Below are 25,277 nucleotides of genomic sequence, written 5' to 3'. Positions count from 1 at the left end.
TGGTCCATGAAAGCCCTCCATAAGCGCCGCACCATCGCCGCCCTGCTGGCCCTCGCCATTCCCGCCTTCGCCGCCACCGTGCAGGCCTGGGGCGACATCGGCCACCGTATCGTCGCCGAACTGGCCTGGCGCCAACTGGACCCCTCGGCCCGCGCCGAAGTGACCCGGCTGTTGAAGGCGGACGGTTCCGACTCCCTGCCCGATATCGCCAGCTGGCCCGACCATCTGCGCGACATGCCCGGCAAGGAAGACCTGGGCAAGGCCACGGGGCCCCTGCACTACGTGAATTTCCGCGACGGGAAGTGTCATTACGTGCCGCCGCGCGACTGCGCGGACGGTCGTTGCGTCGTCGGCGGGCTGGAGAAGTACGTGGCCATCCTTGGCGACCGGCACAAATCCAACGCGGAACGTGCCGAGGCGCTGAAATTCGTGGTCCACTTCGTCGGCGACGTGCACCAGCCGTTGCACGCGAGCAACCGCGACGACAAGGGCGGCAACGAGTACCAGGTGCAGTTCGACGGCAAGGGTACGAACCTGCACCGCGTGTGGGACTCGCAGATGCTCTACACCCGTGACCTCAAGTGGCAGGCCTATGCGGACCGCCTGGCCGCCGAAGGCCCCGTGAAGTTGCCGCGCCCGATCGCGCCATTCGACAACCCGTACGCGCAATGGGCGGAGGAATCCTGCTCGATCGTGGCCACTCCGGGGTTTTATCCCGACGGCCACCGCATCGACGATGCCTACGTGGCGACGAACCTGCCAATCGCCGAGACTCGCCTGCGTGAAGCGGCCAGGCGCCTCGCCGACCTGCTCAACAAGACGCTGGACTGATCCGCGCCCCGCATTCAAGACAAGGTAATCCTCCATGACCGAAATCCAGGTACGCCGCACCAAGATCGTCGCCACCCTAGGCCCCGCCACCGATGCGCCGGGGATGCTCGAGAAGATCCTCGAGGAGGGCGTGGATATCGTCCGCCTGAATCTTTCGCACGGCCAGCCGGACGACCATCGCGCCCGCGCCGCCGCGGTACGCGCGGCAGCCGACAAGGTCGGCCGCGAAGTCGGCATCCTTGCCGACCTGCAGGGCCCGAAGATCCGCATCGAGAAATTCGCGGGTGGCCCGGTCGACCTGATGACCGGCGACAGTTTCGTGCTCGACTGCCGTCCCGACGCGCCTCCGGGCAACCAGACCCGCGTCGGCGTGAGCTACTACGACCTGCCCAAGGACGTGGCCGCCGGCGACATCCTGCTGCTGGACGATGGCCTGGTCGCGCTCGCGGTCGTCGAAGTCGTCGGCAGCGAGATCCGTTGCCGGGTCGCGATCGGTGGTCGCCTGTCCGACCGCAAGGGCCTGAACCGCCAGGGTGGTGGCCTCTCGGTCGCGGCGCTGTCGGACAAGGATCGTAACGACATCAAGCTCGCCGCCGAGATGGGCGCCGACTTCCTGGCCGTGTCCTTCGTCCGTTCCGCGGAAGACCTCCACGAAGCGCGCCGTCTTCTGCGCGAGGCCGGTGGCGACGCGGCCATCGTCTCGAAGATCGAGCGCGCCGACGCCATCCCCGTGCTGGGAGAGATCATCGACGCCTCCGACGTGGTCATGGTCGCCCGTGGCGATCTCGGCGTGGAGATCGGCGACGCCGAGCTTCCGGGTCTCCAGAAGAAGATCATCCGTGAGTCCGTGCAGCGCAACCGCTCGGTCATCACCGCGACCCAGATGCTGCAGTCGATGGTCACGGCGCCGATCCCGACCCGTGCCGAAGTGCTCGACGTGGCCAACGCCGTGATCGACGGTACCGACGCCGTGATGCTCTCGCAGGAGAGCGCGGCCGGTGCGCATCCGGACAAGGCGGTGGCCGCGATGCGCCGCATCTGCCTGGGTGCCGAGCGCCAGTTCGAGCCGCGCGACGACCTGCGTCCGGACACGCACTCGATCGACCGTTCCGACCAGGCCATCGCCCTCGCGGCGATGCTGCTGGCGGCCCAGGTCGGCGTTCGCGCGATCGTCGCGCTGACCGAATCCGGTGCCACCGCGCAGTGGCTGTCGCGCTATCGTTTCGCCGTGCCTATCTACGCGATGTCGCCGTCCGACATGGCCCGCCGCCGCATGCTGGTGTTGCGCGACGTGCAGCCGGTGGACTTCGAGCAGAGCAACCTCGATCCCGCGCATACCGCGCGTGCCGCGCTCCAGCACCTGTTCGCGCTGGGCAAGCTGACCCGGGGCGACCGCGTGATCCTCACCCACGGCGACCATATCGGCCGGGGTGGCGGTACCAATACGCTGAAGTTGCTGGTCATCGGCGAAGACGGCATCGCGGATAGCCTGCGCGACCTGTAACGGGTCGGGTCGCCTTCGGCGCCTATCGCGGACAGGGTCCGCTCCCACAGAGCATCGGCTCCCGGAATCACCGGAGCTCCCGGGACCACGGGAGCTACCGGAATAACCGGAGTTACCGGAACCACCGGGACTACCGGGACTGCCGGGACTGCCGGGACTACCGGCTTGGTGGGAGCGGACCCTGTCCGCGATTCCCGGTCGCGGCATCCTCTCATCGATGCAGCTTGGGGCGAGCACCCCGTCGCCGCTGAAGCGGCTCCCACAAGGGGCTCCCACATAGAGCCTCCACAAAGGGCTCCCACAAAGGGCCTCCACATAGGGCTCCTACAAAGGGCGCGGCCCACGTCGCGGGCCGGCTCCGTTGCCGACCGCACGATTTCACACGCACCGCATCCCCCGGCGGGAGTAAACTCGACGCCCTGGCAAATCCACGAGGGCGTCATGATCCGCATCAGCTTCCGCACCGGCGCCATCGCCGCCGTCCTCCTCCTCGCCGCCGGCACCGCCGCGGCGCAGACCGTACGCCGCGTCGCTCCCGAGCGCCTCACCGGCTACTGGTTCCTCACGAACAAGACCATCGACGCCGATGTGCCCAACACGGGCAAGAACCTCAACCAGCCCGGTTGTGTCGCCGTCACCTACATGATCGGCTCCGACGGCAGGACGCGAAATCCCACGATCGCGAAGGTCGTCCCGGAAGGCGACCTGGGCCAGGTGGGCGTCAGCATCGTGAAGCAGCTGGTTTACGTGAAGGGCTCGCAGAACGGTACCGCCGAGCCCGTGCAGACCTATTACGTCGCCGGTTTCAACCTGCCCGACGATCCGACCCGCAAGGCCTCGATCCTGAGCCAGTGCAAGCTGCCCGGGTACGACCAGACCAGTTGATCGCGCCGCACAACGGCGTCCACGGGGTATTCCCATATACTCCGCCGGTTTTTGCATCCGCCCCCCAGGTTTCGCGGGGCATACCACTACTTCCACGGAGTTGTCATGAGCATCGAAAACCTCGAACAGATCGCGCAGGCGATGGTTGCCACGGGCAAGGGCATCATCGCCGTCGACGAGTCGACCGGCACGATCAAGAAGCGCTTCGACGCCGCGGGTGTCGAGAACACCGAGGAAAACCGGCGCGCCTACCGCGAGCTCCTGCTGACCACGCCGAAGCTCGGTGAGCACATCTCGGGCGCGATCCTGTTCGACGAGACGATCCGGCAGAAGACCAAGGATGGCGTGCCCCTGGTCGAGGCCATGAAGAAGGCCGGCATCATCCCGGGCATCAAGGTGGACAAGGGCCCGGTGCCGCTCGCTGGCTTCCCTGGCGACATGATCACCGAGGGCCTCGACGGCCTGCGTGACCGCTTGAAGGAATACGCCCAGCTCGGCGCGCAGTTCGCCAAGTGGCGCGCGGTGATCAACATCACCGAGGACAACCCCAGCTCTACCGCCATCGAGGCCAACATGCACGCGCTGGCCCGCTACGCGGCGCTGTGCCAGGAAGCCGGGCTGGTGCCGATGGTCGAGCCGGAAATCGTCATGGACGGCCCGGAGAGCACGCACGACCTCGACGTCAGCTACGAGGTGCACGAGGCCGTCCTGCGCAGCCTGTTCAACGCGCTGTACGAGCAGAACGTGATGCTCGAGGGCACCATCCTGAAGGTCAGCATGGTGATCCCGGGCAAGCACGCGCCCAAGGAAGCCCAGGCCACGCCGGAAGAAGTCGCCGATGCCACCATCCGCGTCCTGAAGACCACCGTGCCGGCGACCCTGCCGGGTATCGTCTTCCTCTCCGGCGGCCAGACCGACGCCCAGGCCACCGAACACCTGAACATCATCAATCAGATGGGCCCGCACCCGTGGCCGGTCAGCTTCTCCTACGGTCGCGCGCTGGTGGCCGAGGCGCTGAACGTCTGGTCGAAGGACCAGCAGAACAACGTGAAGAAGGCCCAGGACGTGGTCTACGCGCGTGCGAAGGAAAACGGCGACGCCGCGCTCGGCCGCTGGAAGAAGGGCGGCTGATAGTCCCTCCGGTTTCGCCCAGAAAAAAACCCGGCGCTGCGAAGCGCCGGGTTTTTTGTTTCGACCGAAGCCGAAGCTGGCTTAGAAGCGGTATTCCGCCGAGACCGAGGTCATGTTCGTCGACAGGTCCAGGCCGTCCTTCTTCGCGTCGTAGTGGTCGTAGTTGATGCCCAGGCTCCAGTTCGGCGTGAAGTCGTAGCCCACGCCCACACCGGCATACCAGCTGGTCTTGTCGAGGTCGCGACGGGTGACGTCGTCGTTGCTGACGCCGTGGCCCTTCCAGCCGTAGATACCGGCACGGCCGCTGATGTACCACTTCGGATCGACGTTGAAGTGGCCGTTCACGCCCGCGGTCCAGCCATGCAGTTCCGACTTGCGGCGATCGACGACGCGGTCGCCGTTGAAGAAGTTCTTCGCGTTGATGTTGCCGAGGTCGTTATAGCCAGCCTCGACACCCAGGGCGGCCCAGGGGGTCACGGTCCAGCGATAACCACCGTTGAGTGCGTAGCCGGTGTCATGACCGTCGTAGCGGTCCTTGTCGACCGACGTGCGACCGACATTGCCGTTGATGAACCAACCGCCGGCGCCATTGGCGTCCTGCGCGAAAGCGGGAGCCGCGGCCATGCCGGCGGCGACCAGGGCGAGGGCGATAAGGGTCTTCTTCATGGTGGATCTCTCCTGCTTCTTGTTCTTGTTCGCTGCGCGGCCATGGGGGAATGCCGTATGCGCTGCGGCGCACGAGCGGGGGTGCCGTGCGTAGAACGTTAGATGTGGGGCCGTCCGATAGATTCAATACCGCTTAGTGCAGTATTAAGAAACGATTAAGCCGCGACGGGGTGGCGTCGCGGCTCAATCGTTGAAGGTCCGTTGTCGCGTGAAACTTAGAAGCGATATTCGCCGGCGAGCGAGACGATGCCGGTGGAACGCTTCAGACCGCGGGAGACTTCGCCCGTGGTGTTGTTGCGGACCTTGCCGGCGTCGGCATGGAAGTAGTCATAGCTGACACCCACGCCGAAATGCTCGTTGACGTCCCAGCCGGTGCCGAGGCCGGCGTACCAGCTGCCGCGATCCGGACGACCGCCGCTGGAGAAGCCGAGATCCTGGCCCACGCTGTTGTTGTAGTTCTGGTTGTTGTCATTGGCGCGGAAGTAACCGCCGTGCGCGCTGATGTACCACTGCGGCACGAGGTTGATCTTGCCGTTGACGCCGACCATCCAGCCACGCAGCGCATTGCGCGTGCCCTTCTGGTCCACATCCTGGCCCGACTCGAAGACGTTCTTCACACGATAGTTGCCGAGGTCCGTGTAACCCGCCTCGACACCGAGGCCGAGGTCAGGACCGACCTTCCAGCGGTAGCCACCGAGCAGGCCGTAGCCCGTGCGACGGTCTTTCTCGCCGTGGAGGAAGTTGAATCCACCGGTATCGCTGCCGAAGCCACCGGTGTCGCTGCCGTTGGTACGGCCGACGTTGGCGCCGATGAACCAGTTGCCGCTACCCACGGCCTGGCTGGGCTGGTAATTGCCGGACACAGCAGGGTTGCTGTCCTGGGCGAAGGCCGGAATGGCCGCGAAGGAAACGCAAGAAACCGCAAGGGCAAGAGCTGCCTTTTTCATGGGGATGTTCCTCTTCTTTTCGGGGCGGCCACCGTCCGGTTGGGGGATGGGGGAGGTCGATGGCCGTGAACGATTAGAACCCCTCGTACCTGAAGAGATTCAAAAATCGGTGTCAAAAGATTAAGGCGGGGTTAACTTGTGCGCTGCGGCACGAACATCCACGACAAGCAGGAACCAATGCGCGACAATCGGGGTTTTTCCGCCGCCTGTTAACTGGAGAACGCCGATGACGACACGCCGCGAACGCGCAAACGCGATCCGCGCACTGGCCATGGATGGTGTCGAAGCCGCCAAATCCGGGCACCCGGGCATGCCGATGGGCATGGCCGACATCGCTGAAGTGGTGTGGGGCGATTTCCTCCACCATAACCCGACCAATCCGCATTGGCCCAACCGCGACCGATTCGTGCTGTCGAATGGCCACGGTTCGATGCTGCAATACGCGCTGCTCCACCTCACGGGCTACGACCTCGGCATCGAGGACCTCAAGCACTTCCGCCAGCTGGGCTTCCGCACCGCGGGCCACCCCGAGTACCACCACACGCCGGGCGTCGAGACCACCACGGGGCCGCTCGGCCAGGGCCTCGCCAACGCCGTCGGTTTCGCCATCGCCGAGGAAGTGCTGGCTGCGCGCTTCAATCGTCCCGGTCACGACATCGTCGATCACCACACCTTCGTGTTCGTCGGTGACGGCTGCCTCATGGAAGGCATCTCGCACGAAGTCTGCTCGCTCGCGGGCACGCTGAAGCTCGGCAAGCTCGTGGCCGTCTACGACGACAACGGCATCTCGATCGATGGCGAAGTCCACGACTGGTTCACCGACAACACCGCCGAGCGCTTCCGTGCGTACGGCTGGAACGTGGTCGTCGGTGACGACGACAAGCCGGTGGACGGCCACGACGCCGAAGCGATCAAGAAGGCCATCGCCGCCGCCACCTCGCAGAGCGAGAAGCCCTCGCTGGTGATCTGCAAGACCGTGATCGGTTTCGGCGCTCCGAACAAGGAAGGCAAGGAATCCTCGCACGGCGCCCCGCTGGGTCCGGACGAAGTGAAGGCCGCTCGTGAAAGGCTGGGCTGGAAGTACGGCCCGTTCGAGATCCCGGAAGAGATCTACGTCTCGTGGGACGCCAAGGAAGCCGGTGCCAAGGCCGAGAAGGCCTGGAACGACAAGTTCGACGCGTACGCGAAGGAGTTCCCGGAACTCGCCGCCGAATTCAAGCGCCGCATCGCCGGCGAGTTGCCGTCCAACTGGAAGGAAAGCGCCGCCGCCTACATCAAGAAGCTGCAAGCCGAAGGTCCCGTGGTCGCTTCGCGCAAGGCCTCGCAGATGGCGCTCGACGCCTTCGGCCCGCTCCTGCCGGAACTGATCGGCGGCTCGGCCGACCTCGCCCCGTCGAACCTCACCATCTGGAAGGGTTCGAAGAACATCGCCACCGGTGGTGCCGAAGGCAACTACATCCACTACGGCGTGCGCGAGTTCGGCATGACGGCGATTTCGAACGGCATCGCCCTGCACGGCGGCTTCGTTCCCTACGATGCCACCTTCCTGGTCTTCTCCGATTACGCCCGCAACGGCGTGCGCATGTCGGCGCTGATCCCGGCGCACGCGATCCATGTTTATACCCACGACTCGATCGGCCTGGGCGAAGACGGTCCCACCCATCAGCCGGTGGAGCACCTGGGCTCGCTGCGCCTCATCCCGAACAATCGCGTGTGGCGCCCGGCCGATGCCGTGGAGTCGGCGGTTTCCTGGAAGAAGGCCATCGAGCGTGCGGGCAATCCGTCGTGCCTGATCTTTTCGCGCCAGAACCTCAAGCACAATCCGCGCACCGAACAGCAGGTCGCCGATATCGAGAAGGGCGGCTACGTCCTCTGGGAATCGCAGGAGAAGTTCAAGGCGATCATCATCGCCACCGGCTCGGAAGTCGGCATCGCCGTCGAGGCCGCGCAGGCGCTGGGCGACCAGGGCGTGCCGGTCCGCGTCGTCTCGATGCCCTGCACGGAAGAGTTCGACGCCCAGCCGGTCGAATACCGCGAAGGCGTCCTGCCGTCGTGGTGCCGCGCCCGCGTGGCGGTGGAAGCGGCCAGCGTCGACTTCTGGTCGAAGTACATCGGCCTGGATGGCAAGGCGGTCGGCATGACGACCTTCGGCGCCTCCGCCCCGATCGACAAGCTGTATGAACACTTCGGCATCACCACCACGGCCGTGGTGGATGCGGTGAAGAGTGTGATCAAGTAAGACGAGCGAGGCCCCCGGAAGGGGGCCTCTTTTTTGCTGACACCGCTATTCGTTAGATACGGTCAATTGGTCTCGTACCAGTCGCGCGGTGAGCTCCAGACTGGCGTGGCACGGTAAGCCACGAGATTTCCATCAGGGAATACGGCGACGGACCCGAGCTTGGTGTAGAGAGCGGTACCCGGCGCAGCCTCCTTGTAACGTCCCTTCATCCGAAATCGCTCGCCATTCGCGTCGCCGATGATCAGCCCGTGTCCGACGTGTGCATATGTGGCGCCGTATGTGTGCGATGCCCAGATGGGCGCCCCATGTCGCTTCAACACCATGTTTCCATCGTGTTGCAGACTAAATCCGTACATGCCCTGTTCGTACTGTCGTCCCTTCTCAAAATGGAATCCGAACGGAAAGATCAGCGCATTTTGTTGTTTGAATCGAGGGTCGCCTGTCTTGCTTGTCCACCAGTCTGTCACCGTCAGAACCATGGCTTGGCCGTGCTCGGTAATCGCGAACTTTCGATAGGGCCCTCTTGAGTTGGTCCGCCACACTGGAACATTGCCTGCATTGAGCAGCGTGAAGTCACCATCTGCCTGGAGCATCGCACGGACCGCTCCCTTCCCCACCGTGCGTGTGGACCAAACTGCGCGATGAGTTCCATAGTTTTGATACACGACGAAGTTTCCGTCGGGCTGTAGCGTTCCGTAATAGCGGTTGTCCTCTGACAAGAGTGGCTCGTTGACGGCAATGCTCTGCCCAGGTTCCAGTACCCTCGACCATGTCGTGTCAGAAAAAAGTGCGCCGAGGGCAATTGCCATCATTCCGGCCAATCGAATCGTAGTCATATTCCCTTCCTGGATTTTTTGTCTTTCGCCATCTGTCGATAGCGAAAGACACGATAGGCGGAAACGGAATCGACTCGTATCAGCGAGATCCTTTTTACAGTGCCATCCATCAACTCGTCAGCGGTCAGTCTAGCGTCGTCTTCTTGTGGGGCAACCAGACTCGTGCTGCCCTGGCGAGTCAGATTGACGCCTTTCGAACTTGTCCAAAAGGCCGAAAATCACACGCACCGTCACCCATGATGTCAATTCGCCTATAGACGATCGTCTATCGAATTCCGCCTTGGATAGCGGGGCGGTCGAGAAGCTGCGATGTCTGCAAAGGAGGTTTCCCGATATCGCTGGTATTGTCCCTGCCGTGTCCTTGGATAACCCCGATCGCGGAAAGCGCGAAGATCGCCGCATCGGTCGTCCATCGGGCGGATCGATGGAATTGTCGCGGCGAGGCATGGGACTTACGAAACCGTATTTCCGCTTCGCGTTGTGCCGCTGGAAGTTGTGCTTGCAGAGGAGACGTCCACGTGCCGGCAGATGCATGCGCAATCGCGGCATTTCGGACCGACGATTCAGGAAATCTGGTGGCAGCAGCGACCGTGGCGTTCATTGACGCCATATGTATAAGCGCGGCGATTGTGGCAATGAGGCTGATGGAACGCGCGCGCATGATTTGTCCATGGATGACGTGCGATCAGCCGCACCGGTCAGCCAGGTTAGGTAGCCTCTTGATGGCAAAACATAAGCTGCTGCCGCAACCTTGTGTGGGGGATGGTTGTAATTGCCAGTCCCGCCACTGGACCTACGTCGCGTCTAAATATGGAGATGCCGCCGCTCGTCAGCCTGGAACGAGTATCCCTGCAAGCGAGCCGATCTCCGTCGGCTTTTCGATCACCTTCCAGGCACCCGCGGTTTCCAACTCGTCACGATCGCCAAACCCCCACAGCACGCCGAGGCCACGCACACGATTGGCAACCGCGCCTTCGATGTCGAAGCGACGATCGCCGACCATGATCGTGTCGTCGGCGGGGTGGCCGAAGTCGGCCAGCGCCGCCGCGATCATCTCGGCCTTCTCGCTATGCGCCGTGGCAGGGCCGGGGGCGTAAAGGCGTTCGAAGAGGTGGCCGAAGGGGAGGTGGGCGAGGATGGGTTCCGCATGTGCACGCACCTTGCTCGTCACCACCGCCAGGCGGTGGCCCGCGCCGGCGAGGGATGCGATGGTATCCGCGATGCCGTCGTAGACCGTGTGCTCGGACCAGCCGATCTCGCGGAAACGCTGGGAGTACGCGGCGACCGCCGCTTCCACGCGAATGCTGTCACCGTCGAGGACTTCGCCAAAGCTGACGCGCAACGGCGGGCCGATCCAGGAACGCAGTACCGTGTCGTCGGGCGCTTCCGCGCCGACGCTCGCCAGCGAATGGCGAACGCCGGCGAAGATGCCGATCTCCGAGTCGATCAGGGTGCCGTCGAGGTCGAAGAGGATCAGCATTACTTGCTATCCGCACGGGCCTGGAGCGCGGCGACCGCCGGCAGTTCCTTGCCTTCGAGGAATTCGAGGAAAGCGCCGCCGCCCGTGGAGATATAGGAGACGCCGTCCTCGATACCGTACTTGTCGACCGCTGCGAGAGTGTCGCCACCGCCCGCGATCGAGAAGGCTTTCGACGCGGCGATGGCGCGTGCCAGCGTCTCGGTACCCTTGCCGAACGCGTCGAATTCGAACACGCCGACCGGACCGTTCCACACGACCGTGCCCGCCTTGGCGATCAAATCGGCGTAGCGCCTGGCCGTATCGGGGCCGATGTCGAGAATCATCTCGTCGTCGCCCACCTGGTCGACGGCTTTCACCGTGGCCTTGGCGTCGGCGGAGAATTCCGTGGCGACGACGACGTCCGTCGGAACCGGTACCTCGGCGCCGCGCGACTTGGCATCGGCCATGATCTTCTTCGCGGTATCGAGCAGGTCGGCCTCGACCAGCGATTTGCCGACCTTGTGGCCCGCGGCGAGGATGAAGGTATTGGCGATACCGCCGCCGACGATCAGCTGGTCGACCCGGCCGACGAGGTTCTGCAGCAGTTCGAGCTTGGTCGATACCTTCGAGCCGGCGACGATCGCCAGCAGCGGGTGGTCGGGGTTCTCGAGCGCCTTGCCCAGTGCGTCGAGTTCCTTCGCCAGCAGCGGACCGGCGGCGGCGACCGGTGCGAAGCGGATCACGCCGTGGGTGGAAGCCTGGGCGCGGTGCGCGGTGCCGAAGGCGTCCATGACGAAGATGTCGCACAGCGCGGCGTACTTCTTCGAAAGAGTCTCGTCGTCCTTGCCTTCACCGACGTTCATGCGGCAGTTCTCGAGGACGACCACTTCGCCGTCGGCCACGTCGACGCCTTCCAGGTAGTCGCGGACCAGGCGCACGTCCTTGCCGAGTTTCTTGCCCAGCCATTCGGCGACCGGCTTCAGGGAGGAAGCCTCGTCGAACTCGCCTTCCTTCGGGCGACCCAGGTGGGAAATGACCATGACCTTCGCGCCGGCGTCGCGCGCGGCGACGATGGTGGGCAGGGCGGCATCCAGGCGCTGCGTGGAGGTGATCTTGCCGTTCTCCACGGGGACGTTGAGGTCTTCGCGGATCAGCACGCGCTTGCCGCGCAGGTCGAGGTCTTGCATGCGGGTGACGGACACGGTGGACTCCAGCTCTGGGTCGAGGGGAAACGGATATTGTCCGCGCCCTTGGAGGGTGGGGCAAATCCGATCGCCGACAGGGTCGGCTCCCACCAGGCCGCAGCCAGGAGAGTTGGCGGGACCCGACCTATCGGAGATCCCGCAGCGCTTTGGTGGGACCCGACCTGCCAGCGATGCCGTAATGCTTGGGTGGGCCCCCGACCCTGTCGGTGCTGCCGTAATGCTTTGGTGGGAGCCGACCTTGTCGGCGATCCGCGCGGCAGCGCGGCAAGGCTTCCCCGCCTCCACCCATTAGAATCCGCCACGCCATAGAAGGAAGCCGCATGTCCCTCGTCCTCTACACCTACTGGCGCTCCAGCGCCGTCTATCGCGTACGCATCGCCCTGAACCTCAAGGGGCTCGACTACGAAGCCCGGCCCATCCACCTGGTCAACGACGGCGGCGAGCACCTGAAACCTGCTTACCGCGCGGTCTCCCCGCAGGCGCAGCTACCCACGCTGCTCGATGGCGACCGCGTCATCCGCCAGTCGATGGCGATCATGGAGTACCTCGACGAGACGCGGCCCACGCCGCCCCTGATGCCGGCCGATGCGCAGGGAAGGGCGCGTGTCCGCGAATTGATGCAAGCGGTCGCGGCGGACATCCACCCGCTGGGCAACCTCAGGGTGCTCAAGGCCATCGAGTCGGAGTTCGGAGCCGATACGGCGGCGAAGGAGGCGTGGTCGCGCCGTTGGATCGCCCATGGGTTCAACGGACTCGAGGCCTTGCTGGCGCAGGGACCGACCGGCCGCTACAGCCATGGCGATACACCCACCCTGGCCGATGCCTGTCTCGTGCCGCAGTTCTACAACGCCGTGCGCTGGGGAGTGGACCTGGCGCCTTATCCGACGATCCGTAGGGTGGCGGAGGCTTGCCAGGCGTTGGAAGCGTTCCAGCGGGCCGCGCCGGAGGCGCAGCCGGATGCTCCGCGTTGACTTTGGGATTACGGGGCGCCCCTGAGATTAAATGTGGGAGCCGCGAAACGTGTGAGAACCGACTGGTGTGAGAGCCATTGCCGCTGTGGGAGCCGCTTCAGCGGCGATCCCGCGGCAGCGGGCCAAGTGGAGGCAAGCCTCCATCGCCGCTGAAGCGGCTCCCACAGCGGCAATGGCTCCCACACCCAGCCCACACCCAGTGGCTCTCACACTTGAGCGCTATCGAGTGGCTAGACGCCGATCCCGTACGGGTCGCTCGACGCGAACTCGTTACCGGACGCGCCTTCCGAGAGCCGGATCTTCAGCGCCAGGCCGTCGCGCGAGTCGGCCTTGTTGAGGCACTCGTCGAGGGTGATCAGGCCGTCCTTGTACAGGCGGTAGAGGGACTGGTCGAAGGTCTGCATGCCTTCCTGCAGGCTGCGATCCATCGCGTCCTTCACCTCGTGGATCTGGCCACGGCGGATCATGTCGCGGATCAGCGGGGTGTTGAGCAGCACCTCGGTGGCCGGCATGCGACGGCCGTCCTTGCCGATCACCAGGCGCTGGCTGATCACCGCGCGCAGATTGAGGGCGAGGTTCATCAGCACGTTCTTGTGCGCCGATTCCGGGAAGAAGTTGAGGATGCGCTCCAGCGTCTGGTCGGCGTTGTTGGAGTGCAGGGTGGCCAGGCACAGGTGACCGGTCTCGGAGAACGAGATGGCGGCCTCCATGGTGTCCGTGTCGCGGATCTCGCCGATCATGATCACGTCCGGCGCCTCGCGCATCGCGTTCTTCAGCGCCTCGTGATAGCTGTGGGTGTCGAGCCCCACTTCACGCTGGTTCACGATGGAGCGCTTGTGCCGGTGCAGGTACTCGATCGGGTCCTCGATGGTGAGGATGTGGCCCGAGCTGTTGTTGTTGCGATGGTCGAGCATCGCGGCCAGGGTGGTCGACTTGCCCGAGCCGGTGGCGCCCACGACCAGGATCAGGCCGCGCGGCTCCATGATGAGGTCGCGGAAGATCGTGGGCAGGCGCAGTTCTTCCAGCGAGGGGATCTCGCTCTTGATCGCACGGATGACCATGCCGATCTCGCCGCGCTGCTTGAACACGTTGATGCGGAAGCGGCCGGCTTCCTTCACGGCCAGGGCCATGTTGAGCTCGAGGTCGCGCTCGAACTGGGGCACCTGGCCCTCGTCCATCAGCGAATAGGCGATTTTCTTGACCATGCCGCTCGGCAGGCCGGTATTTCCGAGCGGGTAAAGCTTGCCTTCCACCTTGATGTTCACGGGGGCGCCGGTCGTCAGGAACATGTCCGACGCGCCCTTGTCCACCATTAGCTTCAGGAAATAACCGATATCCACCTAAACCCCCGGGCGTTCGCATTACAATCGAGACGACGGTCTCACTGACCTGTATATCGACAATATCTCGCAAATCTGTATGAGGAACGAGTGATGGTGCACAACTTGCCGTCGAAAGCCCTGTCCCAGGGCCGCCGGCTCCTTGCCGTGGCCGCCCTGGCCATGGCGATCGCCACCCTCGCTGGCTGTGCCAGCGTGCCCCCGCCCGATGGCGCCATGAACCAGGCCCTCGCCCAACTTCAAGCCGCGCGCGATGCGGGGGCGGCCGATTATGCGCCGGTCGACCTCGATTACGCGCAAAGCAAGTTCCGCCAGGCCCAGGCGGCCATGGCCAGCCGCAAGTACGACGAGGCGGCCGCGCTGGCCGAGGAGTCCCGCGCGGACAGCGAGTTGGCTCGCGCCAAGGCTCGCCTCGGCGCCGCCCGTGCCCAGAACACCGCCAAGAGCCAGGAAAACTCGCGGATGCGTGTCGAGATGATCGACAACCATGCCAATGATACGGTGCCGATTCCCAGCAACGTGCAGGAATCCGAGACGGTCCTGCCGGAGCCGACGGACAGCACGCCGCCGCCCGCCGGCGGCCAGACCCAGCCCCTGAACGACAACCAGGGAGGCCAGTGATGAAGCGCTCGACTCTCCTCCTTTCCGCGCTGGTCCTTGCCGTTTCGGCGGGTGGCGCCATGGCCGCCACCGACGACCTCGACGTACGCCGCCTGAATTCCAGCCTCGACCAGCTCTCGTCCGATCCGACCCTCGGCGGCTACGCCCAGGCGGAACAGGCGCGTGCCCGCGAGGCGATCAACCAGATGGCCCAGTTCAAGCCCAAGGACAAGGAACACGCCCACTACCGGTACATCGCCGAGCGCCGTGTGGACATCGCCAAGGCCATGGCCCAGTACCAGGACGCCCAGAACAAGAGCGCCCAGCTCGACCGCGAGCACGACGCCATCCTGCTCGAGGCCAGCCGCCTCGACGCCGAGATGGCCCGCCGCCAGCTCGAACAACAGCGCATGCAGAACCAGATGATCCAGGAAGAGGCCGCCCGCCTGCAGCAGCAGGGCGTGGAGTATTCCCAGGCGCTGGAGCAGGCCAAGGCGGAAGGCGAGAAGGCCCGCCAGGTGGCCGCTGCGCAGGCCAAGGTGGCCAACGCCGCCAAGAAGCAGGCCGCGCTGGCGGAAGCCGCCGCCCGCGCGATGCGCGACATCAACTCGTCCGATGGTGGCGCCCCCGCGTCCACGCCGGCAACGAGCACGCCCAAGAAGAGCAAGAAGGGCGGCGGCAACTAAACCGTCCGCTACCACCGCCGCTCCCGCCTCCCGGGCGGGGCGGCGCTGTGGAGCCCATAAGCGGCGTCGACGCAGGTGGCCTTCCGCCTGGCGGAAGCCTGCCGCGTAAACCGTTGCACCGGCAACCTTTTTTCTGCGGGAAATTCAGAAAAATCGCCCTTGCACCCCCCTGGCGAGCGGAGTAGCTTCGAACTCCCGTCACGGGAAAAACACGTGGCGGCCCTGCCGGAGCATGCGTACGTTCACCAGGCACATCGCATCGCGATCCTCCCTTCCGCCGATGCGCGGACAGTGCCTCGCATGTCTCCCCTCACGACCGGTCCGCGCCGCGGGCCGATCCCACCGCGAGGAGATTGCTATGTTCGAAAACCAGCAGCGCGACGACGTCGAGAAGTTCATCCACGCCGATGCCGAAACCCGTCGTCTCTTCTACCGCCACCAGGAACTCGATACCAAGCTGCACGATGCCAACATCGGCTGCCTGCCCATCGATGACAAGAGCCTGGTAGGACTCAAGAAGGAAAAGCTGCAGGCCAAGGAGAAACTCCAGCGAATGTGGGAAAGCTGGCAAAAATCACGACACTGAACCGGCTGGCCGGTGCAGGACGGAAACGGGCACGGGAACGTGCCCGTTTTTTTATGGTCTTCCCATACATCGTTTTGGATCGGCCGTGAAGCCGGGCATCGGTTCAGCGCGCCACCCTTTATCATGTGCGCCCAAAGGGCGAGGTCGAAGGGGCCGCGCCGGATCACCCACGGAGTCCCAATGAGTGTTCATGACAGCGTCCTCGAACTGATCGGTCGCACCCCCATGGTGCGTGCCCAGCACCTGGATGCGGGCTGTTGCGAACTGTTCCTGAAGCTCGAGAGCGCCAACCCGGGCGGTTCGGTGAAAGACCGTATCGGCCGGTCCATGATCGAGGGCGCCGAACGCGCAGGGAAGATCAAGCCGGGCGATACCCTGGTCGAAGGCACCGCCGGCAACACCGGCCTCGGGCTGGCGCTGGTCGCACAGCAGAAGGGCTACCGCCTGATCCTGGTCGTTCCCGACAAGATGAGCCGCGAGAAGATCTTCAACCTCAAGGCCATGGGCGCCGAGGTGGTGCTCACCCGGTCGGACGTGGCCAAGGGCCACCCCGAGTACTACCAGGACATGGCCGCGCGTATCGCCCGCGAAACGCCGGGGGCCTACTTCATCAACCAGTTCGGCAACCCGGACAACCCCCTGGCGCATGTGCAGACCACGGGTCCGGAGATCTTCGAGCAGCTCGGCGGCAAGGTCGACGCGATCGTGGTCGGTTGTGGTTCGTCCGGCACGATGAGCGGCCTTACCGCCTACCTGCGCGAGCATTCGCCGAACACCGAGATCGTGCTGGCCGATCCGGTCGGCTCGATCCTGGCCCAGTACATCAACGAAGGTACGCTCTCGGAGAAGTCGGGCAGCTGGATGGTGGAAGGCATCGGCGAGGATTTCCTTCCCTCGATCAGCGATTTCTCGATGGTGAAGAAGGCCTACGCCATCAGCGACAAGGAAAGCTTCCTGGCCGCGCGCGAATTGCTGGCGAAGGAAGGCGTGCTGGGTGGTTCATCCACGGGCACCCTCCTTGCCGCCGCGCTGAAGTGGTGCCGCGAACAGACCACGCCGAAGCGCGTGGTCACCCTGGTCTGCGACACTGGCAACAAGTACCTCTCGAAGATGTACAACGACTACTGGATGCTCGACAACGGCTTCCTCGAACGCGAGCGCTTCGGTGACCTGCGCGATCTCATCCTGCGCCCGTATGCCCAGCGCGACACGGTGGTGGTGAAGCCGGACGACATGCTGATCACCGCCTACAATCGCATGAAGCTGTACGACGTGTCGCAGCTGCCGGTGATGGAGGATGACCGCCTGGTCGGCATCCTGGACGAATCCGACGTGCTCCTGCACGTGCATGCGGACGAAACCCGGTTTCGCGATCCCGTGTCGACGGCGATGATCGCATCGCCGGAAATGCTCCAGGTCACCTCGCCGATCGAGGCGCTGCTGCCTGTGTTTGAGAAGGGGCATGTGGCGATCGTGATGGATGGCGAACAGTTCCTCGGCCTCATCACGCGTATCGATCTGCTCAACTACCTGCGTCGCAAAGTCAATTAAGGAAGGGGAAGCGTCATGTGTGGAATCGTCGCCGCAGTCGCACAGCGTGACATAGCGCCCATTCTCATCGCCGGCCTGAAAGCCCTGGAATACCGGGGCTACGATTCCGCAGGCATGGCCATCGCCGATGGCGGGGAGATCCGCCGGGTGCGTGCCAAAGGCAAGGTTCGCGAGATGGAAGCCCTCTATGACGCCGATCCCGTGCGTGGCGGTACGGGTATCGCGCACACGCGCTGGGCGACGCACGGCGTGCCGAGCGAGAAGAATGCACACCCGCATGTGCAGGGCCGCATCGCGATCGTGCACAACGGCATCATCGAGAACTACGCATCGTTGCGCGAGTCGCTGAAAGCCAAGGGCCGAACTTTTAACTCGGAAACCGATACCGAGGTGATGGGCGCGGTGATCGACGAGCACGTACAGGCGGGAAAGCCGCTGCGTGAGGCGGTGACCGCCGCCGTGCGCGAACTGGAAGGTGCCTACGCCATCGCCGTGATGAGCCTCGACGAGCCCGAGTGCATCGTCGGTGCGCGCCGTGGTTGCCCCTTGCTGGTCGGCATCGGCATCGGGGAGCACTTCCTGGGTTCCGACGCGCAGGCGCTGATCAAGGTCACCAACCGGATGATGTACCTCGAGGAGGACGACATCGTCGAGATCACCCGTGACACCGCCGAGGTGTTCAACCTCGATGGCCAGCGCGTGGACCGCACCGCGCATGAAAGCGAAATCAGCGCCGACTCCGTCGAGCGTGGCGAATATCGCCACTACATGCAGAAGGAAATCTTCGAGCAGCCGCGCGCCGTCGCCGATACGCTGGAAGGCCGCATCGGGCCGCATGGCGTGCTGCCGAACATCTTCGGCATCGACGCCGATCCCATCCTCGACAAGACCCGTGGCATCCACATCGTCGCCTGCGGCACCAGCTATCACGCCGGCATGGTCGCCAAGTACTGGATCGAGGAACTTGCACGCATCCCGGTCGTGGTCGAAGTGGCCAGCGAGTACCGCTACCGCGACGTGGTGGTGCCGGAAAACACCTTGTTCGTGGCCGTGTCGCAGTCGGGTGAAACCGCCGATACCCTGGCCGCGATGCGCGAATCACGCCGCCGTGGCTACCTCGCCACTTTCGCCATCTGCAACGTGCCGGAGTCCTCGGTGGTGCGTGAGTCCGACCTGCGCCTGATGACCCGGGCGGGCCCCGAGATCGGCGTAGCCTCGACCAAGGCCTTCACCACCCAGCTGGCCGCCTTCGCGCTGCTGGCGCTGGATCTCGGCCGCCGTCGCGGCCTGGACGGTGCCCGGTACCTCGACCACTGCAAGGAACTGCAGTCGTTGCCGCGCTATATCGAGAACGCGCTGAAGAGCGAGCCGGAGATCCTGAAGATCGCCGACCACTTCATCAACAAACAGCACGCGTTGTTCCTTGGGCGCGGCGCGCAGTATCCGGTGGCCCTGGAAGGCTCGCTCAAGCTCAAGGAGATATCCTATATCCACGCCGAGGCGTATCCGGCGGGTGAGCTGAAGCATGGCCCGCTGGCGCTCGTGGACGAGAACATGCCGATCGTCGCCGTGGCACCGAATGGCCCGCTGCTGGACAAGCTGAAGTCCAACCTGCAGGAAGTGCGGGCGCGGGGCGGCGAGCTGATCGTCTTCGCGGATGAGCGTGCCGAGATGGACACGGACACGGCTCATATCGCCACCGTGCGCGTGGACGGTGGCGGCGACCTGATCGCTCCGGCGGTGTTTACCGTGCCGATGCAGCTGCTGGCGTACCACGTGGCGGTGCAGCGCGGGACCGATGTGGATCAGCCGCGGAACCTGGCCAAGTCGGTCACCGTCGAATGACCGATCAGCCGTATATCCATGCCCTCGCCGATGTGCAGTCGTTGCGCATCGGCGAACGGACGCGGGTGTGGCAGTTCGTGGTGATCCTGCCCGGGGCGGCGATCGGCGACGACTGCAATATCTGCTCGCACTGTTTTATCGAGAACGATGTGGTCGTCGGCGATCGGGTGACGGTGAAGAGTGGCGTGCAGTTGTGGGACGGGGTGCGGCTTGAGGATGACGTTTTTGTCGGGCCGAATGTGACGTTTACCAATGATCGGTTTCCGCGGTCGCGGGAGTACTCCCACCCGTTCCAGCAGACGGTGGTCCGGTCAGGTGCGTCGATCGGCGGGGGAGCCACGATCCTGCCGGGTCTTGAGATCGGCCCCAGGGCAATGATCGGGGCCGGAGCGGTGGTTACGCACGACGTGCCCGAAAGGGCCATCGTCGTCGGCAATCCCGCGCGCGTCATCGGCTATGTGGACGATGCGCCATCCTCTGGCGGTACCGTCGTCTAGCGCATGGCGTCGTCAGGTTTGGTGGGGCCGGGGATACCCAGATAGAACAGCCGCTTCATTTCCCTGCGGCCGCGGGTGACGGCGTCCATGATCACGCCACACACCAGCGAGATCGCCGCCATGAGCGCCAGGCCCGTGGATAGCAGTGCCGTAGGAAGCCGTGGTACTTCATGGGTGGCAAGGTAGGTCGTCAATAAGGGCACGGCTATGACGATGCCGATGACGAGCGATAGTGCACCCACGATCCCGAAAAATTGCAAAGGTCGCTCCGCAACGAACAGGCGCAGGATCATCCGCACTATGCGCAGGCCGTCCTTGTAAGTCGAAAGCTTGCTCTCCGAGCCTTCCGGGCGGGTGGAGTAGGGTGTGTCCACCTCGCTCCATGGCATGCGCAATTCGAGCGCATGCACGGTCAGTTCCGTTTCCGTTTCGAAGCCGGCCGACAGGGCGGGGAAGGATTTCACATAGCGGCGGGTGAAGACGCGGTAGCCCGATAACATGTCGGTGAACGTGCCGCCGAAGATCATCGCCACGCAGCCGGTGAGCATCCGATTGCCGAGTCGATGCCCGCTTCGGTAAGCCCCTGCGAGCTTGTCGTCCTTGCGTACGCCGACGACCATGTCGGCCCCTTCTTGCAGCAACCGCTCGATCATCACAGGCGCACGGGAAGCATCATAGGTCGCGTCCCCATCGACCAGTACGTAGATATCGGCATCCACATCCGCGAACATCCTCCGCACCACGTTGCCCTTGCCTCGGAGGTCTACCGTGCGCACGATCGCTCCAGCTTCCCTGGCAATGTCGACCGTGCGGTCCGTGGACGCATTGTCGAACACGTGGATGCGGGCATGCGGGAGTGCAGCGCGGAAGTCCCGTATCACCCGGGCTATCGCCAATGCCTCGTTGAAGCAGGGGATCAGTACGGCGATGTCCTGGTCTTTACCCGGAATATCAGTCTGCATGTGACGTTCGTCCTTCGGAGGATCAGGCGACGTGCCTCGATTGGGAGATCGGCGCATCAATCAGCTGATTGTATAATCGCCGGCGCCGCCACCGGGGCGCGTGTCAAAGGGGATCGCCTTGGTTCACTGGAAGCAAGCATGGGTCACTCGTCGCGCGTGGGTGCTGCCCCTGGCGATATTCCTGGGCCTCGTCCTTCTCCATGCGGACCTACCCGGCATCTATATGGACGCGGCGAACCCCGACTTTCTCGCTGCGCGCTGGCTGCACCACGGCCATAACCCCGGGGCAGGCATACCGTCGAAGATCTTTCCCATCCTCGGCAGCTTCTACCACGGTATGCAGAATGCCTACCTGGGCCTGCCCTTTTTCGCCGTGGCTGGGTTCAGCGTCACTTCCCTTCGCTTCGAACAGGCGGTGTTCGGCGTTATCCTGCTGCTGGCGCTGTACCACCTGACCCGCCGGCTCACGGGATCGCGTGGCGTGGCCTTTGCAGTGAGCATCGGCCTTGCTACGGAACTCGCATTTACCGCGTCGTTTCGTACCCAGTTCTACATCGTGCTTGGCGGCGCGGCGTGGTTCATCCTATCGATGCTGCTGGCGCTTCCCGCCGAGATCGGATCCCGGATCGTGCGTCGCCGCGTTTTCTGGTCGGGCGTGTTTTTCGGCCTCGCCAGTTATGGCTACTTCGTCCTCTCGTTCTTCGCACCCGCCATGGCCTTGCTGGTCGCGTGCTGGGTCCCCCGTCGCGACTGGGGGCGTTGGGTGGCGGGCGCCGTCCTTGGCGTAAGCCCCTTCCTGCTCGGCTTCCTGTCGCTGCTAGCGAAGAAACACGGCCTGGAGCCGACGCTCGAGTTCGTGCGCGGGATGCTGGGTCAATTGAAACCCTTCGACGCCAGTGGTGCCTCGGGGAACAACCTCACTTACGCGTGGGACATGGTCGGCCTGGCGACGAGCGATGCCGCCAACGAGGGCATGATCTTCGGCCAGGCGATATCCGGTCCTTGGGGTGCAAGCAAGGTATGGTGGCTTGCAGTCAGTGTCCTGGGCCTGGTCGTACTCGGCATCATTCACCTGCTCGGACGTCAGCCGCGCTTGACGATGACGATCCTGCCGGCGGTGATGCCGATCTCGTTCGTCGCGGTCGCCTCCTTGTTCGGTCATCGGCTCTGGGCCCACCACTTCAGCGTGTTGCTGCCATTCGTCTACCTGCTGCCCGCGCTGCTGATGGTCCAGATCTTTGCGACGATTCGCCAGCCGGCCCCGCGTGCGCGGGCCGCTGCTCTCGTGGTGCTGGGGACCGTCGTACTCGGCGGCAATTTGTTCCAGCAGACTCGCTTCCACGAATGGCTCGCCAAGACGGGAGGCCGGGGGCATAGCAGCGACGCGTTGACGACACTGGCCATCGAGGCGCGCGGCGTACCGAAGAATGTCGCCTACCTTTTCCCTGAGTGGGGATTCTTCACTTCGTTCGCCTTCCTCACGGAGAATCGCGTTCCCTACAGGGTGGACATCGAGCCCGGCACGATCGACCAGCTCAAGGAAGACGGCATCACCGAATTTCGCCTCGTTTACTGGAATGCTGGCGATGAGGACCGCTATCGGCGGGCCTTGCAGGCTAGCGGTGTGCCTTCAGCGGAACGTCGTACCTTTCTTTCCCGGGAGGGCGAGCCGGTATTCCATTGGCTGCGCGGTAGCCTTGGCGAAGCCCCTCGGCCTTGAGGGGCGGGGCCGGTGCGGCGACAATAGAGCGCTGAATCGCCGGAACCACACTCATGAAGTGTTTCAAAGCCTACGACATCCGCGGCCGTGTACCAGACGAACTGAATGACGACATCGCGTACCGCCTGGGGCGCGCCTTTGCGCGTACTGTAGGCGAGGGTGCCGTCGTCGTCGGCTTCGACATCCGGCGTGATAGCCCCGGACTGGCGGAGGCCATCGTCCGAGGACTCAACGACGAAGGTCGCGATGTGATCGACATCGGTTTGTGCGGTACGGAAGAAGTCTACTTCCAGACCTTCCATCGCCAGGTGGCCGGCGGGATCATGGTCACCGCCAGCCACAATCCCATCGACTACAACGGCATGAAGCTGGTGCGCGAGGGTGCGCGGCCGATCAGCGGCGACACCGGCCTGCGCGACATCGAGCGCTTGGTTGAAGAAGACGCTTTTGGTAAGCCATCGGACGTACGCGGCGGCATTGTCCACGACCACGACAAGAATGCCTATATCCAGCACTTGTTGGGGTACATCGATCCTGCGGCGTTCAAGCCCTTGAAGGTGGTGGTGAATGCCGGTAACGGTGGTGCAGGAAGGATCGTCGACCTGCTCGAAGCGCACCTTCCACTGCGGTTCGTTCGCGTTAATCACGAACCTGACGGCAGCTTCCCCAATGGCATTCCCAACCCGCTCTTGCCTGAGAACCGTTCGGCCACGGCAGATGCCGTACGCGAACATGGAGCCGACTTCGGCATCGCATGGGACGGCGATTTCGATCGCTGCTTCCTGTTCGATGCACGCGGGGAGTTCATCGAGGGCTATTACATCGTCGGTCTGCTGGCGGCGCAGATCCTGGAAAAGCATCCAGGTGCGAAGATCATCCACGATCCGCGTCTGACCTGGAACACGATCGACATGGTGGAGCGGGCAGGCGGCGTAGCCATCGAAAGCAAGACCGGGCATGCCTTTATCAAGGAGCGAATGCGCACGGAGGATGCCATCTACGGCGGTGAGATGAGCGCGCACCACTACTTTCGCGAATTCGCCTATTGCGACTCGGGCATGATTCCCTGGCTGCTCGTTGCAGAGCGATTGTCACGGACGGGTATGAGTCTTGCGGACATGCTGACCCAGCGTATGGCCGCCTATCCCTGCAGTGGCGAAATCAATTTCGTGGTGGACGACGCGAAGGCGGCGGTGGCTCGCGTCCTCGCGTATTACGAGAAAGATGCGCCTTCGCTGGAATACATCGACGGCACCAGCGCCGATTTTGGAACGTGGCGCTTCAATCTACGCTCGTCGAACACGGAGCCATTGCTGCGCCTCAATGTCGAATCGCGAGGCGATTCCAGTCTCATGTCTGCGCGGACGGCCGAGCTTTCCCGGCTGATCCGGGGTTAGCCCGCCCTGCCGTACACGTCGTCGAAGCGAACGATGTCGTCTTCCCCGAGGTAGCTTCCCGACTGCACTTCGATCAGTTCGACAGGAAGCTTGCCCGGGTTGCGAAGGCGGTGCTTGCTACCCAGTGGTAGGTAGGTGCTCTGGTTTTCCGAAAGCAGGAAGACATTGTCATCGCACGTGACTTCGGCCACGCCTTTAACGACGATCCAGTGCTCTGCCCGGTGGTGGTGCATCTGCAGGCTGAGCGCGGCGCCTGGCTTGACGACGATGCGCTTTACCTGGAATCGATCGCCGGACTCCAGTGAGTCGTAGCTGCCCCAGGGCCTGTGGACGACGCGATGGAGGTCGTGCTCGGTACGGCCGGCGGCCTTCAGTTGTTCGACGACCTTCTTGACGTCCTGCGACGCGTCGCGGCGGGCGACCAGCGTGGCGTCGGGCGTCGTGACGACTACGACATCATCGAGCCCGATCGTGGCCACCAGGTGACGGTCGTGAGACCTGACCAGGGAGCCGCGTGTGTCGAGGGCGATGACGTCGCCTTCGAGATGATTGCCGTTGGCGTCTTTCTCCGCGGAAAGCCAGAGAGCGTCCCACGAACCGATGTCGCTCCAGCCACAGGTAACGGGGACTACAGCAGCCCGCGTCGTCTTTTCCATCACTGCATAGTCTATGGAATCGCTAGGTGCGGCAGCGAATGCTTCGTGGTCAAGCCTGATGAAATCGAGATCCTTGTTCGCTTTGCCGAAAGCCGATTCCACAGCCTGTCGCATGGCCGGCGCGAACTGGCTCAATTCGTCGAGGTAACGAGATGCGCGGAAAAGGAACATGCCGGAATTCCAGTCGTATTCGCCGCTGGCGAGATACTGATCCGCGATCTCCTGTTTTGGCTTCTCAACGAACTGGCTGACCCGGAAGGTGTCACCTTCAAGTGCCTCGCCGCGGCGGATATAGCCGAATCCTGTTTCGGCACGATCAGGGCGAATGCCGAAGGTAACGAGCCAACCCTGCTGGGCCAGTGGCAGAGCTCGGGCAACTGCGTCCGCGAAGGAGACGCTGTCGCCGATCAGATGATCCGCGGGAAGTACGAGGATCAGGGCGTCCGGATCCTTCTGGATGGCCTGCAAGGCACCCACCGCTATCGCCGGCGCCGTGTTCCTGGCTGTCGGCTCGAGCAGGATGCTGGCGCCCTGCACGCCGAGTTCCTGCAACTGCTCCGCCGCAAGGAAGCGCTGATCGTCGCTTGCCACGACGATGGGCGCGGCGACGTCGGGAAGACTGCTCGCACGCTGAATGGTCTGCTGAAACAGCGTTTCCTTCCCGGCAAGGGAGAGGAACTGTTTAGGCAGGTTACGACGCGAGATCGGCCAGAGGCGCGTGCCGCTGCCGCCGCTGAGGATGAGGGGGATCAGCATGGTTGCC

The 25,277-nt window shown here is 64.0% G+C and carries 22 protein-coding genes and 1 pseudogene; 14 read left to right on the top strand and 9 right to left on the bottom strand.

Annotated features, from left to right (window positions below):
- The first annotated feature begins 6 nt into the window (after positions 1-6).
- The 4 genes from ACR9Y6_RS11435 (at position 7) to ACR9Y6_RS11420 (ending at position 4,351) form a co-directional block, all read left to right on the top strand.
- Positions 7-831, top strand: a complete 825-nt coding sequence (locus ACR9Y6_RS11435) for a S1/P1 nuclease (protein ID WP_481281386.1) — start codon at positions 7-9, stop codon at positions 829-831.
- Positions 832-865: 34 nt separating this feature from the next.
- Entirely contained in the window at positions 866-2,335 is a 1,470-nt protein-coding gene (gene pyk / locus ACR9Y6_RS11430; RefSeq protein ID WP_481281385.1) for a pyruvate kinase, read from the top strand.
- Between the two features lie 441 nt (positions 2,336-2,776).
- On the top strand, positions 2,777-3,220 hold the full coding sequence (locus ACR9Y6_RS11425) for an energy transducer TonB (protein ID WP_481281384.1): 444 nt from the start codon (positions 2,777-2,779) through the stop codon (positions 3,218-3,220).
- Positions 3,221-3,325: 105 nt separating this feature from the next.
- Positions 3,326-4,351 carry a class I fructose-bisphosphate aldolase gene (locus ACR9Y6_RS11420; RefSeq protein WP_481281383.1) on the top strand — a complete coding sequence of 342 codons (1,026 nt, stop codon included), beginning with the start codon at positions 3,326-3,328 and terminating at the stop codon, positions 4,349-4,351.
- An 81-nt stretch (positions 4,352-4,432) separates the two neighbouring features.
- Here ACR9Y6_RS11420 and ACR9Y6_RS11415 read toward each other — a convergent pair whose 3' ends face one another.
- A complete protein-coding gene (locus tag ACR9Y6_RS11415; RefSeq protein WP_306850746.1) occupies positions 4,433-5,017 on the bottom strand; it encodes a porin family protein in 585 nt (194 codons plus the stop codon).
- A 215-nt stretch (positions 5,018-5,232) separates the two neighbouring features.
- Complete coding sequence (locus tag ACR9Y6_RS11410; protein ID WP_481281382.1) at positions 5,233-5,964, bottom strand: outer membrane protein; 732 nt, start codon at positions 5,962-5,964, stop codon at positions 5,233-5,235.
- Positions 5,965-6,190: 226 nt separating this feature from the next.
- Here ACR9Y6_RS11410 and tkt point away from each other — a divergent pair, with 226 nt between their 5' ends.
- The gene (gene tkt / locus ACR9Y6_RS11405; protein WP_481281381.1) at positions 6,191-8,203 is read left to right on the top strand and encodes a transketolase; all 2,013 of its coding nucleotides are present in this window, start codon (positions 6,191-6,193) and stop codon (positions 8,201-8,203) included.
- 62 nt (positions 8,204-8,265) lie between these two features.
- On the opposite strand, the gene ACR9Y6_RS11400 is transcribed toward tkt, so the two are convergent.
- The 4 genes from ACR9Y6_RS11400 to ACR9Y6_RS11385 form a co-directional block, all read right to left on the bottom strand.
- Complete coding sequence (locus ACR9Y6_RS11400) at positions 8,266-9,039, bottom strand: hypothetical protein (RefSeq protein WP_481281380.1); 774 nt, start codon at positions 9,037-9,039, stop codon at positions 8,266-8,268.
- 265 nt (positions 9,040-9,304) lie between these two features.
- The gene (locus tag ACR9Y6_RS11395; protein WP_481281379.1) at positions 9,305-9,700 is read right to left on the bottom strand and encodes a hypothetical protein; all 396 of its coding nucleotides are present in this window, start codon (positions 9,698-9,700) and stop codon (positions 9,305-9,307) included.
- Between the two features lie 168 nt (positions 9,701-9,868).
- Positions 9,869-10,519 carry an HAD hydrolase-like protein gene (locus ACR9Y6_RS11390; RefSeq protein ID WP_481281378.1) on the bottom strand — a complete coding sequence of 217 codons (651 nt, stop codon included), beginning with the start codon at positions 10,517-10,519 and terminating at the stop codon, positions 9,869-9,871.
- Positions 10,519-11,700: a phosphoglycerate kinase gene (locus ACR9Y6_RS11385; RefSeq protein ID WP_481281377.1), complete on the bottom strand. Its 1,182-nt coding sequence runs from the start codon at positions 11,698-11,700 to the stop codon at positions 10,519-10,521. Before ACR9Y6_RS11385 ends, ACR9Y6_RS11390 begins: the two co-directional genes overlap by 1 nt.
- A 323-nt stretch (positions 11,701-12,023) precedes the next feature.
- On the opposite strand from ACR9Y6_RS11385, the gene maiA reads away from it, so the two are divergent.
- On the top strand, positions 12,024-12,674 hold the full coding sequence (gene maiA / locus ACR9Y6_RS11380; RefSeq protein WP_481281376.1) for a maleylacetoacetate isomerase: 651 nt from the start codon (positions 12,024-12,026) through the stop codon (positions 12,672-12,674).
- Between the two features lie 230 nt (positions 12,675-12,904).
- Here the strand turns inward: maiA and ACR9Y6_RS11375 are convergent, their stop codons facing one another.
- Positions 12,905-14,014 (bottom strand): PilT/PilU family type 4a pilus ATPase, encoded by a 1,110-nt coding sequence (locus ACR9Y6_RS11375; RefSeq protein ID WP_481281375.1) that lies wholly within the window; start codon positions 14,012-14,014, stop codon positions 12,905-12,907.
- 93 nt (positions 14,015-14,107) lie between these two features.
- Here ACR9Y6_RS11375 and ACR9Y6_RS11370 point away from each other — a divergent pair, with 93 nt between their 5' ends.
- From ACR9Y6_RS11370 to ACR9Y6_RS11345, 6 genes and pseudogenes are all read left to right on the top strand, one after another.
- The gene (locus tag ACR9Y6_RS11370) at positions 14,108-14,635 is read left to right on the top strand and encodes a DUF4398 domain-containing protein (RefSeq protein ID WP_481281374.1); all 528 of its coding nucleotides are present in this window, start codon (positions 14,108-14,110) and stop codon (positions 14,633-14,635) included.
- On the top strand, positions 14,635-15,300 hold the full coding sequence (locus tag ACR9Y6_RS11365) for a DUF4398 domain-containing protein (protein WP_481281373.1): 666 nt from the start codon (positions 14,635-14,637) through the stop codon (positions 15,298-15,300). Before ACR9Y6_RS11370 ends, ACR9Y6_RS11365 begins: the two co-directional genes overlap by 1 nt.
- A 358-nt stretch (positions 15,301-15,658) precedes the next feature.
- Positions 15,659-15,886, top strand: a complete 228-nt coding sequence (locus ACR9Y6_RS11360) for an HP1242/YdcH family protein (protein ID WP_481281372.1) — start codon at positions 15,659-15,661, stop codon at positions 15,884-15,886.
- Positions 15,887-16,066: 180 nt separating this feature from the next.
- The gene (locus ACR9Y6_RS11355; protein ID WP_481281371.1) at positions 16,067-17,437 is read left to right on the top strand and encodes a pyridoxal-phosphate dependent enzyme; all 1,371 of its coding nucleotides are present in this window, start codon (positions 16,067-16,069) and stop codon (positions 17,435-17,437) included.
- 15 nt (positions 17,438-17,452) lie between these two features.
- Positions 17,453-19,282 carry a glutamine--fructose-6-phosphate transaminase (isomerizing) gene (gene glmS, locus ACR9Y6_RS11350; RefSeq protein ID WP_481281370.1) on the top strand — a complete coding sequence of 610 codons (1,830 nt, stop codon included), beginning with the start codon at positions 17,453-17,455 and terminating at the stop codon, positions 19,280-19,282.
- Positions 19,279-19,761 (top strand): annotated as a pseudogene (locus ACR9Y6_RS11345) (acyltransferase); the annotation flags it as partial. The gene glmS and the pseudogene ACR9Y6_RS11345, both read left to right, overlap by 4 nt.
- Before the next feature lie 14 nt (positions 19,762-19,775).
- Here ACR9Y6_RS11345 and ACR9Y6_RS11340 read toward each other — a convergent pair.
- Positions 19,776-20,741, bottom strand: a complete 966-nt coding sequence (locus ACR9Y6_RS11340; protein WP_481281369.1) for a glycosyltransferase family 2 protein — start codon at positions 20,739-20,741, stop codon at positions 19,776-19,778.
- A 118-nt stretch (positions 20,742-20,859) separates the two neighbouring features.
- Here ACR9Y6_RS11340 and ACR9Y6_RS11335 point away from each other — a divergent pair, with 118 nt between their 5' ends.
- The gene (locus ACR9Y6_RS11335; protein ID WP_481281368.1) at positions 20,860-22,461 is read left to right on the top strand and encodes a glycosyltransferase family 39 protein; all 1,602 of its coding nucleotides are present in this window, start codon (positions 20,860-20,862) and stop codon (positions 22,459-22,461) included.
- A 53-nt stretch (positions 22,462-22,514) separates the two neighbouring features.
- Positions 22,515-23,858 carry a phosphohexomutase domain-containing protein gene (locus ACR9Y6_RS11330; RefSeq protein ID WP_481281367.1) on the top strand — a complete coding sequence of 448 codons (1,344 nt, stop codon included), beginning with the start codon at positions 22,515-22,517 and terminating at the stop codon, positions 23,856-23,858.
- Here the strand turns inward: ACR9Y6_RS11330 and ACR9Y6_RS11325 are convergent.
- Positions 23,855-25,270, bottom strand: coding sequence for a mannose-1-phosphate guanylyltransferase/mannose-6-phosphate isomerase (locus tag ACR9Y6_RS11325; protein ID WP_481281366.1), 1,416 nt, complete (start codon positions 25,268-25,270; stop codon positions 23,855-23,857). The two genes, ACR9Y6_RS11330 and ACR9Y6_RS11325, sit on opposite strands and share 4 nt — an antisense overlap.
- Positions 25,271-25,277: the final 7 nt, after the last annotated feature.

This window comes from Luteibacter sp. TLI7-4A (genome assembly GCF_056754745.1).
This window is presented reverse-complemented; position numbering and strand designations above follow the sequence as displayed.